Raw genomic sequence first — 11,442 nt, forward strand, 5'->3', positions numbered from 1 at the left:
ATAACTGGGCATTACTTCAAACTACTCAATCGAAGACTCACGGCGCGTTTGTGCGCTTGGAGCGACTCCGCTTCGGCCATGGCTTCCACGGTTGGGCCAAGTTCTTTAAGCCCTTCGGGGGTAATGTGCTGAATCGTAATCTTTTTCACAAAACTATCTAGCGACACCCCGCTGTACGCCCGCGCGTGACCGTTGGTTGGCAAGGTATGGTTCGTACCCGACGCATAATCACCACACGATTCGGGAGTATAATTTCCTAAAAAAATCGAGCCTGCGTTGTAAATCTGTTCGCTAACCGCCTCGGCATTTTCGACGCTCAAAATCAAGTGCTCCGCCGCGTATTCGTTCAGCAATTCAATGGCTTCTTCTTGGGTTTCGACCAAAATCGCCTTGCTGTTCTCAATTGCTTGGCGCGCCAGTTCTTTGCGCGGTAGGGCTTCCAACTGTGTCGATAAAGTAAGATTGACGGCGGCCAAAAACTTTTTGTCCGTCGATACCAACAATACTTGGCTGTCGGCACCGTGCTCGGCTTGCGAGAGCAAATCGGCCGCAACAAACGACGGCAATGCGGTAGCATCGGCATACACCGCTACCTCCGACGGCCCCGCAGGCATGTCTATCGCCACGCCCTCTTTGGCCAATAACATTTTGGCGGCTGTCACGTATTGGTTACCTGGGCCAAAGATTTTATACACCTTTGGTACTGACTCTGTTCCGTAGGCCATCGCCGCAATAGCTTGTGCGCCACCTACGCGAAATATCTTTGTTACGCCGACCAATTGAGCCGCGTACAAGATTGCAGGGTGGTCGCTTGGCGTACAAAGAACGACTTCGCGGCAGCCTGCCAATTGGGCAGGTACCCCCAGCATCAGCACCGTACTAAACAAAGGCGCTGACCCACCTGGAATGTACAAGCCTACTTTATCAATCCCCACGCTTTTACGCCAACACGTAACGCCTGGCATCGTTTCGATTTTCTGCACGGGTTGGTGTTGCGCCTCGTGAAAGGTGCGGATGTTTTGGTACGCTTGGCGAATCGCCGCTTTTAACTCTTCCGAGAGGGCTGCTTCGGCAGCGTCGATAGTAGCTTGGGGCATGGCAATCTCCCCAAGTTTAATTTTATCAAACTGTAACGTCAATGCACGAATGGCGGCGTCGCCCTCGCTACGGACTTTCTCCAAAATAGGCGCTACGGCTTTCTCAATATTGGCAATGCTTTGCGTTGGTCGTGCCAACAAAGCAGGCCAGTCTGATTTTTTAGGAAAAGGAATAATTTGCATAGTGACAGATAACTCGTTTTGAAACTTGTTAGTAAACCATCTTTTCAATCGGAATAACCAAGATTCCCTCAGCGCCTGCTTCGCGGATTTTGACGATGTTGGTCCAAAAATCGTTTTCATTAATCACCGAATGTAACGACACCCATCCTTCCGTTTTCAAAGGTACTACGGTGGGGGCTTTCATGCCTGGAAGCAAAGCCGCAATTTGGTCAATGGCTTCAACGGGACTATTAAGAACAATGTATTTATTGCTTTGTGCTGCTTGAACGGCATTGATTCGGAACAAGAGGCTTTCCAAAATTACTTGTTTTTCGTTCGATAATTGATTGCTTCCAATCAACACGGCCTCTGATTTGAAAATTACTTCTACTTCTTTCAAACCATTGCTCAACAGCGTGCTACCTGAGCTAACGATGTCACAAACGGCATCGGCCAAACCGATACTTGGCGCGATTTCGACTGAGCCACTGATTTCGTGGATTTCGGCTTCTACGCCGTGTTCTTGGAGATAATTTCCTAAAATCCGTGGATAAGAAGTCGCAATACCGCGTCCCTGAAGGTCTTGCACACCGTTCCACTGCGTACTGCGCGGAATCGCCAACGAGAGGCGGCACTTTGAGAAGCCTAATTGGTGAACGACACGTACGTTTTTGCTCGACTCAACGAGTACGTTTTCGCCCACAATACCCAAGTCAGCAACGCCGTCTTCCACGTAACCTGGGATATCATCGTCGCGAAGAAAAAGAAACTCCGCAGGGAAATTGGTCGAAAGAGATTTGAGTTTACCCGTCGAACCGCTTTCAAAACGGATACCACATTCTTTAAATAACTTAATGGAATCGTCGCTCAAACGTCCCGATTTTTGAATGGCAATACGTAACATGAATTGTTTGTGTTTAACAGTGGGTGTAGGTTCCATTTCGTCTTCAAGACAACCACGAGACCATTGAAAAATGTGAAAAACTTAACTAAAAAGGTTCTACGCTCGCCCGCAGGCGTGGAAGTGACGATGTCGAAAAAAGGCGTAGTTCTGTGTTTTCACGAAGAATTGTACAAATTGATGCCACAAATGTAGGACGGTCAGGCAGGATTGTCAAGGATTTGTACAAAAAAAGACAGTAGCAGTTTAAAAACACGCCATTTTGAGAAATTGCGCAAGAAATGTGGTGGGTTTGTTTTTTCGATTTATTTTTGGAAATCAATTGATACAAGTACTTTATCAGTCACTTTTTATAAAAACGATTACGATGAACATGAAGCTTTTTTTTCTCGTTGCGCTGCTATTTGTAAGTGTTAGTTCAATGGCGCAGTATGGTTACGGCGGCTACGGGCGAGGAGGCTACGGTGGCCGACTTCCTCAAACACCGAATCCACCTCCAAAGGCGCTTACTTCGGACAAAATGGCCGAAGACCAAACCAAATGGATGAAGAAAAAACTGAAATTAAACGAAGACCAAGAGATTTCGGTCGAAACGGTGAATTTGGATTATTGTTTGCGGATGATGGACTATCAAGAGGCGTTTATGAAAACCCACGCTAATACACGTCCAACGCAGCAAGAGTTGCAGGATATTCGTAAATTGGTAGATACGTGGTGGACCGAACGCGAAGCCAAGTATCAAAAGATTCTGACCCCTGAGCAGTGGGCGCTTTATTTGGAGAAGAAAAAATCAATGCCTCATACAAATAATTAATCGGCTTCAACCTCCCGAAAGTTCAAAACTTTCGGGAGGTTAGGCTGAAACTTTCGGGAGGTTAGTTTCAAAACTTTCGGGAGGTTTTACTTCTAAGAAAAACGTAACGGTGCAAAAGGTTGCATGTTCATACTGGTAGGTTCATGGGTCACTATCTCCGACACTAGCTTCCCAGTGGCAGGCCCAAGGCTAATTCCCATCATGCCGTGGCCCGTGGCGAGGGTAAGGTTATTAAAGTGCTCGACTCGACCCACGTACGGAATTCCGTCGGGTGAACACGGACGTAGTCCACTCCAAACCTTTTCTTTTTCAGGAAGTTGTACTTCTATTTCGGGGTAATAATTGTTGATTCCCTGCACAATTCCCCGCACTCGGTTCATATTTATACTCAAATCCGTTCCTGCCACTTCGAGCGTCCCCGCAAAACGCAAATCGCTGCCCATCGGTGTGGCCGTGGCGCGTGCTTCCAACATGATGGCTGGGACGTGGATATTGTTGGTTTTGTTTTTTAGCATGAAACTGTAGCCTTTTCCGCCTTGTAGGGGCAACGAAATACCCAACTTTTCACTCAATACAGGCGACCATGCTCCTGCGGCTATCACCAGTTCTTCTACGTCAAATTTTCCCGTACGGGTCAGGACAGCCGTTATTTTTTTTCCATTTTTCTCAAAATCGGTCACTTCGTGGTTTTCGTGGAAAGCGACGCCTTTGGCTCGGAGGTAGCCAACCAAATTTTTGATGAGCAAATTAGGCGTAATGTGGGCATCGCCAGGATAATAGACTCCCCCGCGTACGTCCACCTTCACGTCGGGTTCAAGGTTTTGCACTTGGCGCCCGTCGAGCACTTCGGCTACAATGCCTGCTTTGTTGGCAATTGCGGCTTCTTCGGCCATTTCGTGTTCGGTATCGGCGTTTTTGTACAACATCAACAACCCGCGCTCGTGCCACCCAAAATCTACTTCGTTGGTAGCGGCGAGCTCTTGAAATAGTTGTTTACTCAACAAACTCATGTCTCTTAAAATAGGAATTGAGCGCTGTACGTGTTCTTCGGTCGAATGTTTCCAAAACAACATTCCCCAGCGCATTAAGTCCCAGCTCAATCTTGGTTTGACGTAAAATGGACTTGTTGACTTGAGCATCCAGCGAAGCCCTTTAGCAATCATGCCAGGTTGTGCCAAAGGTACGATGTGGCTCGGCACAATCATCCCCGCGTTGCCAAACGAACAGCCGTCGCTGAAGTTGCCCTGTTCAATAATAGCGACTTTGTGGCCTGCTTGCTGGAGGTAGTAGGCCGAAAAAAGGCCGCTTACGCCTCCGCCTACAATCGTAATGTTGCTCATAGTAAACTTTTTTATGTAGTATTCCTTGCCAAGTTGGATGGCCAAAATTACAACAAGTATCGACAGCTCGGTGGAGGATTTTTGACGACTTTTAATGAAATATTGACTTTTATGTTTTTTCGTTTGTCAGAACGACAAAAGGTATTTTATACGTCTCTTGGTCTTCCGTCGATTTATCGTATTTTTGTCCACTTCATTTTTAATGTGACAGTCGTGAAATGTTAAGCAGACGAGCAAAGACCTGCGGATGGCTTATATCCGTTTGGGTCATGTGGGTGGTACATACATCCGTAGCGCAGGTATATCATTTTCAGCACTACGACATCTTTTCGGGGTTGGGGCAGTCGCAAGTCACCGACATCGAACAAGACCGCTTGGGCTATATTTGGCTTTCGACTCGGGGAGGAGGGCTTTCGCGCTTTGATGGCTTGCATTTTACGACCTACCGAAAAGAAGATAACCTGCCCGCCAACAATATTTTATCGCTCGAAATCGACACCAAGGGCACCATGTACATGGGGACACCCTTTGGATTGTCGATTTACGATGGGCAACGTACCCGCCCCGTGCGGACATCCGACCGCGAACCCTACACCGTTTCGTCGGTCATTGGCGACACCAAAGGCAATGTCTATGCCATTTGTAACGCTAGCCAATTGGGGTTGCTACTGGGGGATAGTCTTCGATTTTTGAAAAAAAACAGCTCCGACCGACCTTCTTTTTTTAGTGATATGTCGGTGACACCCGACGGAAAACTCATGGTTTCGACCTACAGCGGAGAGATTTTTGAGGTAACTCCCAAAGGGTTATTTCGCCGCTATAATTTTTCACCTGCGTTGGTACTACGAAGTATTCTCTTTGATAATCAGGGGCTTCTTTGGCTAGGTACTGACGAAGGGGTGTTTACCACAAACGCAAAGACATCTTCGGCACTGACCGCTATTAGCCACGACATTGTCCACGAAATGACCGAAGCGTCCGACGGTAGTATTTGGATGGGGCTTTCGATGGGGGCATTGCGGTATCAGCAAGGAAACATCTTGCGGTTTAATGCCGACAATGGCTTTTCCAACTTTATGGTTCGTGGACTGCTCGAAGACCGTGAAGGAAATCTTTGGTTTACCACCGACGGCGACGGCGTGTATAAGTTCACTAACCCTGCTTTTACGAGCCTTAACACACAAACTGGCTTGCACGGGAACACGATTTCTTCTTTGGCTTTGTCGCCCACGGGGAGGCTGTGGGTAAGCTATTTTGATGGAGGTTTAGACATCGTTGACACCCAAACCAACCGCCCTTTGCCCGTTCCACTTTCGCTTCAACGCAAAAGGGTTAATTGCTTATCCGTTGATAATGAAGGGAATGTGTGGGTAGGGTTGGCGGGGCCAGGGGTTTATAAAGTGCAAACCGATAAGGTGACATATTTTCCCCTCGACGACTATATCTCGTCCCAAGGTGTTACGCTGTTTATGCAGGCAGGTAAAGGGAAGGAGGTTTGGATTAGCACCTCAAACGGCGTTTTATTGTACGATGGAAAATCGTTCCAGCATTTTCATTCCAAAGAAGGGCTCAAAGGCAGTTTTGTGCGGCGCACGCTGCTGTTGCAATCGGGCGAGCTGTTGACGGCGGGGCCAAGGGGTTTGAATGTTGTTCGTAATGGTAAAGTTTCTGATTTTCAGTACGATAATGAACTGGCTTCATTTCCTGCGTTAAGTATGGCGCAGCGCTACGACGGGCTGTTGGCTTTGGGTAGTTTTGAAGATGGCGTGGTTGTTTTTGATCCAAAAACCAAACAAAAACGCTTTTTTACCGTCAAGCAAGGGCTATGTTCTAACCTTATTTACAATACGAGTTTTGACCCAAAAGGAAGGCTTTGGATAGGTACAGAACGGGGGATTGACCTTTTGACGTTGGATGCGCAATTTCGCATTGCTTCTATTCGGCACTTCAACGAAACCGACGGATTTACCGCCCGTGAAACCAACGCCAATACGGCTTACGTAAGTCCGAACGGTGACTTTTGGATTGGCACCATCAAAGGAATTTTTCATTACCGTGAAAATCCAAAACTCCGTTTGCCAACTACCCCAAAAGTCCACTTTACCGAAGTGAAATCCCCGTTTGACACGACAAACTTGGTTCAATTTGCCAAAAGTAAAGACACTTGGTATAACGTACCCAATGAGTTGTCGCTCCCACATACCCGTAATCAGCTTAAAATCAGTTTTATATCTATTAATCACAGCCATCCTGACCTTGTCAGGTACCAATACCAACTCGAAGGCGAGGATGAAGCGTGGCTGGGCCCTACGGAGCAGACCAGTGTTGTTTATTCGCATCTGAATCCAGGCAAGTATCGGTTCAACGTTCGGGCATCTTTGGGGGATAATCGCTGGGGAGAAACGGCCGTGTATGCGTTTGAGATTGTGCCGCCTTTTTATCAGCGTTCTTGGTTTATTGCCTTGGTGATTAGTCTTTTGATTGCCTCCGTAGGTTTAGTCCAACAGCTTTATATTCAGTACCGTACGCGGCGGGTATTGGCCTATGAAAAGCTCAAGCAAGAAGCTGAGGCGGCTATTCGGGTGCAGCTGGCGCAGGATTTTCATGACGAACTGGGTAATCGACTTGCGGCCATTCGGATGCAGTCGAGTGTTCTTAAATTGAGGTACGAAAGCAGAGAAACGGGCAACGAAGAAAAAAGAATTGTGGGCGAAATTGAGAAAAATGTGGTACGGTTATTTCGGGATACTAAAGATTTTATTTGGGCGATTGACCCCGAAAGCAACCTCGTAAAAGAGCTTGTTTTGTACATCAAAGATTTTGGGGAAAACCTTCTTCAGGACACCACCATACGGTTTCATTCCAATACCACCATACCTTTTGAGCTCGAAAATGTAACCTTACCGCCAGGTTGGAGTATTCAGGTTATTATGATTTTTAAAGAAGCTTTAACCAACTGTATTAAACATGCACAATGCCAAAATATTTACTTTTGTGCAACCCTTCAAGGGCAAAACGTTTCTTTTTCGTTGGAAGATGATGGTTGCGGGATTGTTTTTCCCACCGATGGGTATCACAAAGGGCTTAATAACATGCGCCAACGTGCCGAAAAAATTCATTGCTCGCTCGCGATTGCGCCCCGTTCTCCTTCGGGAACAGCGCTGACACTGACGGGTACGATTCCTACCAAAACAGCCTCCCCCAAAATTCGGTAGAAAGAAGGGGCCTAAACAAAATACGTATAATGAATAACGTTACAAAAATTACGGTCATTGAAGACAACGAAGCGGTCAAAGATGGCTTGGCGCTCATCATCGGAAGCCAACAGCGGTTTAGGGTTGTAAATACCTACACCAACTGCCTGGATGCCTTGAAAAACCTGCGAAAAGACGCGCCTGAGCTGGTTTTGATTGACCTCGAACTGCCAGGGATGCACGGCATTGAAGGCATCAAACGCATTTTGCGCGAGCGTCCTTCTACCACTATTTTGGTGATTAGTGTACACGAAGACAGCAAACTTGTGTTTGAGGCTTTGTGTGCGGGCGCGTCGGGGTATTTGACCAAAGACACCGACCACATTCGCCTTTTGAACGCCATCGACGAGGTACTGACGGGTGGGGCTCCGATGAGTTCTAAGATTGCTTCGTTGGTGGTAAAGTCTTTTCAAAGAAACTTGAATTCGCCACTTTCTGACCGTGAAACCGACGTTCTGACGCTTTTGGCCAAAGGAAAAACCTACCATTCGATTGCCGATGAATTGTTTATCAGTGTCGAAACGGTCAAAACTCACATTCGGAATATTTACCAAAAACTACACGTCACCAACAAAACAGAAGCGCTGAAAAAAGCGGTCAAAGACAAATTAATATAAAATCCCCTTTTTTGGGGGATAAAAATCGGGGCATTTTTCCAAAAAACACCATTTTGGGGGGATGCGCCGATTTTGTTTTTTGTGTAATTTCATGGGAAAGATGACAGCCAATTTTCGTTCACCAAAAACCCTCCTTTCCATGAAATCTATCGCTTATTACTTGCTTTGTTGTGTACTGTTGGTGCAGAGTATCAGTACTTTGGCCAGACCTCTCAAGAAAGAAGAAGACGTCCACGGGTTTCACCTATTGCACGGTCGAAAGACGACCCGTATTCCGTTTGAATTACATTCCAATTTGATTGTCGTGCCCGTCAAGATCAATGCGTCCGACACCTTACGATTTATTTTAGATACGGGGGTAAGTTCGATGATGCTCACCAATAGTGACGTTGCCCAAAAACTCGGGATGAAATCGGTTCGGAAAATGGCCATCGAGGGCATCGGCGGAGGACAACCTATCAGCGCTGACGTGACCATCGGGAATACCTTTGTGATGGGACAGATGCGGGGATTGAAGCAAACCATCGTGGTGATGGATGATGATGTGCTACGGCTTTCTGAGTTAGTAGGTACGCAGATTCACGGTATTTTTGGCTATGAGCTTTTTAGTAAATTTGTGGTTACCATTGATTTCCAAACGAGTGAACTTACGCTAACGACCCCACAACATTATAAATATTCTCCCAAAAAAGGCAGTAAATTGCCCATTACCATCGAACGCTCGAAACCCTACTTGGATGCCGTCACGGTGTTTTCCAATAACCAAGAACTGCCGATTCGGGTGGTATTGGATACAGGTGCAGGGCATGCCTTGATGCTCAATACTGCCGCCTCGCACCTCCAACTGCCCCAGAAAGTTATCAAAGCCCAACTAGGAGTAGGATTAGGAGGAGAAATCAACGGACACATTGGGCGCCTGGCTAAAGTCCGAATTGGCCAGTATGAACTCAACGACGTACTCGCGACTTTCCCTGATAGCAGTTCGTTGGGTATTAAACTTTCTCCGAAATCTCCCCAACGACATGGGAACCTCGGAGGAGAGTTTTTGCGACGTTTTAAGGTAACGTTCAACTACGAAGAAGGCTACATCGTTCTTAAACCTGTTCGTCGATTTTTAAACGAAAAATTTGAGCATGACATGAGCGGTATCGATATTAGGGCCAAAGGAAATGATTTTCGTCACTATTTTATCGAAAGTATTACCGAAAACTCCCCTGCCCACCAAGCGGGACTTCAGATAGGAGACCAATTGATGTTAGTTAACCATGAACCTGTGCAAACCCTCACACTTTCAGAGATTTATCGAACATTTCAGCAAAAAGAAGGCAAGGAGGTACAACTTGTCGTACGGCGTAATGGCCGCCTTGTGGTGGCAGAGTTTGCCTTGAAACGGGTTATTTAACGGTACCGACAAAAACGTTACCTTTGTGGCCGATTTGTACGATTTCAATTTTTGTCCAATGGCAACAAAGCAAACTATCGAAATAATGGCCCCTGCTGGTTCGTGGGAATCAATGATGGCAGGCATAAAAGCGGGTGCTAATTCGGTTTATTTTGGCGTGGAACAGCTCAATATGCGCGCCCGTCAAACCAATAATTTTACCGTAGATGACTTGCCCGAAGTGGCGCGCGTCTGCAAAGAACACAACGTAAAAAGTTACATTACGCTCAATACGATTATTTACGACCACGACATTTCGCTCATGCGTCGTATCATCGACCAAGCCAAAGAGGCGGGCATCACGGCCGTGATTGCTTCCGATTTGGCGGTGATGAATTATTGCCGTAAAAAAGGGATGGAGTTGCACATTTCGACCCAATCGAACATTACCAACATCGAAACGGTAGAACTCTATGCCGACTACGCCGACGTGGTGGTGATGGCGCGCGAGCTTACCCTCAAGCAAGTGGGCGACATCGTCAAAACCATTCATCGTAACCAAATCACAGGGCCGTCGGGTCAGTTGGTGCAGGTCGAGATTTTTGCCCACGGCGCTCTTTGCATGGCCGTTTCGGGCAAATGTTATTTGAGTTTGCACTCCCACAATGCCTCGGCCAACCGCGGTGCGTGCATCCAAAACTGCCGTCGTGAGTACGTGGTGACTGACGAAGAAGGCATTGAGCTCAAAATCGACAACGAATACATCATGTCGGCCAAAGATTTATGTACCATCGACTTTTTGGACAAAATCATTGACGCAGGCGTGAGCGTACTCAAGATTGAAGGACGTGGCCGTGCTGCCGACTACGTTTATACCACTACCCAATGTTACCGCGAAGCCGTGTATGCCATCGAAAATGGCACTTATTCCCCAGAAAAAATCGAAGATTGGAAAGAACGCCTCAGCAGTGTTTACAATCGTGGTTTTTGGGATGGCTATTATTTGGGAAGAAAAATGGGAGAATGGAGCAATCAATACGGTTCCGTAGCTACCCAGAAAAAACTGTACATTGGTAAGGGCGTCAAGTATTTTGAACGAGTAGGGGTAGGGGAGTTTGTCCTCGAAAGCCACGACGTGAAAGTGGGCGATAAGCTCATCGTAACAGGCCCTACAACGGGCTACGTAGAGACAACTGTCGAAGAAATTCGCCTCGATTCGGGTGCTTCTGTCGATAAAGCCATCAAAGGACACACCGTGGCGATTCGTATTCCTGAAAAAATCAGACCTTCAGACAAACTTTATAAAGTAGTGAGCAGCGATGTTTAAAGTCTTTCATTACCGAAACCGCTGCATTGGCTGCAACGCCTGCGTGGAGATTGCGTTTGAGCGCTGGCGCATGTCCAAAAAAGACGGTAAGGCCGTTTTGTTGGGAGCCAAAGAGAAAAAAGGGATTTATCAAATTTCACTTTCGGAAGACGAACTCACTCAAAATCAGCAAGCCGCCGCGGCTTGTCCCGTTAATGTGATTCAGATTTTGCAGTAATTCCCACCTTCCCGAAAGTTTCAGAACTTTCGGGAAGGTATCTGTGAGTAGGGATGCTCACAACCCGCTCCTTCTTCGATAGCGCGCGGCTCCGCCTCGTGCTACCTATTCCAAGGCTTCCAGCCTTTTGTTGAAAAAACTGGGCTAGAAGCCTTTTGATAATCATCACGAGGCTGGAGCTTCGCGCCATCGGACGTCGTGAGGCGGGTTGCTCACAACCCGACCCTTCTTGAAGGTTTCTTCGATAGCGCGCGGCTCCGCCTCGTGCTACCTATTCCAAGGCTTCCAGCCTTTTGTTGAAAAAACTGGGCTAGAAGCCTTTTGATAATCAT

9 protein-coding genes are annotated in these 11,442 nt (G+C 47.0%); 6 read left to right on the top strand and 3 right to left on the bottom strand.

Annotated features, from left to right (window positions below):
* Positions 1 to 11: 11 nt before the first annotated feature.
* Positions 12 to 1,280, bottom strand: coding sequence for a histidinol dehydrogenase (hisD, locus tag FHS57_RS03945; RefSeq protein ID WP_183971582.1), 1,269 nt, complete (start codon positions 1,278 to 1,280; stop codon positions 12 to 14).
* Between the two features lie 28 nt (positions 1,281 to 1,308).
* Positions 1,309 to 2,163 carry an ATP phosphoribosyltransferase gene (gene hisG / locus FHS57_RS03950; protein WP_122934248.1) on the bottom strand — a complete coding sequence of 285 codons (855 nt, stop codon included), beginning with the start codon at positions 2,161 to 2,163 and terminating at the stop codon, positions 1,309 to 1,311.
* Positions 2,164 to 2,533: 370 nt separating this feature from the next.
* Between hisG and FHS57_RS03955 the strand changes: the two genes are divergently transcribed.
* Positions 2,534 to 2,974 (top strand): DUF4890 domain-containing protein, encoded by a 441-nt coding sequence (locus tag FHS57_RS03955; RefSeq protein WP_183971583.1) that lies wholly within the window; start codon positions 2,534 to 2,536, stop codon positions 2,972 to 2,974.
* A 92-nt stretch (positions 2,975 to 3,066) separates the two neighbouring features.
* Here the strand turns inward: FHS57_RS03955 and FHS57_RS03960 are convergent, their stop codons facing one another.
* A complete protein-coding gene (locus FHS57_RS03960) occupies positions 3,067 to 4,314 on the bottom strand; it encodes an NAD(P)/FAD-dependent oxidoreductase (RefSeq protein ID WP_183971584.1) in 1,248 nt (415 codons plus the stop codon).
* Between the two features lie 269 nt (positions 4,315 to 4,583).
* On the opposite strand from FHS57_RS03960, the gene FHS57_RS03965 reads away from it, so the two are divergent.
* From FHS57_RS03965 to FHS57_RS03985, 5 genes are all read left to right on the top strand, one after another.
* The gene (locus FHS57_RS03965) at positions 4,584 to 7,529 is read left to right on the top strand and encodes a sensor histidine kinase (RefSeq protein ID WP_183971585.1); all 2,946 of its coding nucleotides are present in this window, start codon (positions 4,584 to 4,586) and stop codon (positions 7,527 to 7,529) included.
* Positions 7,530 to 7,558: 29 nt separating this feature from the next.
* Positions 7,559 to 8,185, top strand: a complete 627-nt coding sequence (locus FHS57_RS03970) for a response regulator transcription factor (RefSeq protein ID WP_183971586.1) — start codon at positions 7,559 to 7,561, stop codon at positions 8,183 to 8,185.
* 139 nt (positions 8,186 to 8,324) lie between these two features.
* A complete protein-coding gene (locus FHS57_RS03975) occupies positions 8,325 to 9,587 on the top strand; it encodes an aspartyl protease family protein (protein WP_183971587.1) in 1,263 nt (420 codons plus the stop codon).
* A 58-nt stretch (positions 9,588 to 9,645) separates the two neighbouring features.
* Positions 9,646 to 10,893 carry a peptidase U32 family protein gene (locus tag FHS57_RS03980; protein WP_183971588.1) on the top strand — a complete coding sequence of 416 codons (1,248 nt, stop codon included), beginning with the start codon at positions 9,646 to 9,648 and terminating at the stop codon, positions 10,891 to 10,893.
* Positions 10,886 to 11,110: a ferredoxin gene (locus FHS57_RS03985; protein WP_183971589.1), complete on the top strand. Its 225-nt coding sequence runs from the start codon at positions 10,886 to 10,888 to the stop codon at positions 11,108 to 11,110. The genes FHS57_RS03980 and FHS57_RS03985 overlap by 8 nt, the downstream gene beginning before the upstream one ends.
* The last annotated feature ends 332 nt before the right edge of the window (positions 11,111 to 11,442 follow it).

This window comes from Runella defluvii, from assembly GCF_014195535.1.
Lineage (GTDB): Bacteria > Bacteroidota > Bacteroidia > Cytophagales > Spirosomataceae > Runella > Runella defluvii.

Bases quoted from the DNA above. Each gene is read 5' to 3' on its own strand.
- FHS57_RS03955 (WP_183971583.1), top strand. From the start codon at position 2,534: ATGAAGCTTTTTTTTCTCGTTGCGCTGCTATTTGTAAGTGTTAGTTCA.
- FHS57_RS03965 (WP_183971585.1), top strand. From the start codon at position 4,584: ATGTGGGTGGTACATACATCCGTAGCGCAGGTATATCATTTTCAGCAC.
- FHS57_RS03975 (WP_183971587.1), top strand. From the start codon at position 8,325: ATGAAATCTATCGCTTATTACTTGCTTTGTTGTGTACTGTTGGTGCAG.
- hisD (WP_183971582.1), bottom strand. From the start codon at position 1,280: ATGCAAATTATTCCTTTTCCTAAAAAATCAGACTGGCCTGCTTTGTTG.
- FHS57_RS03970 (WP_183971586.1), top strand. From the start codon at position 7,559: ATGAATAACGTTACAAAAATTACGGTCATTGAAGACAACGAAGCGGTC.
- hisG (WP_122934248.1), bottom strand. From the start codon at position 2,163: ATGTTACGTATTGCCATTCAAAAATCGGGACGTTTGAGCGACGATTCC.
- FHS57_RS03985 (WP_183971589.1), top strand. From the start codon at position 10,886: ATGTTTAAAGTCTTTCATTACCGAAACCGCTGCATTGGCTGCAACGCC.
- FHS57_RS03980 (WP_183971588.1), top strand. From the start codon at position 9,646: ATGGCAACAAAGCAAACTATCGAAATAATGGCCCCTGCTGGTTCGTGG.
- FHS57_RS03960 (WP_183971584.1), bottom strand. From the start codon at position 4,314: ATGAGCAACATTACGATTGTAGGCGGAGGCGTAAGCGGCCTTTTTTCG.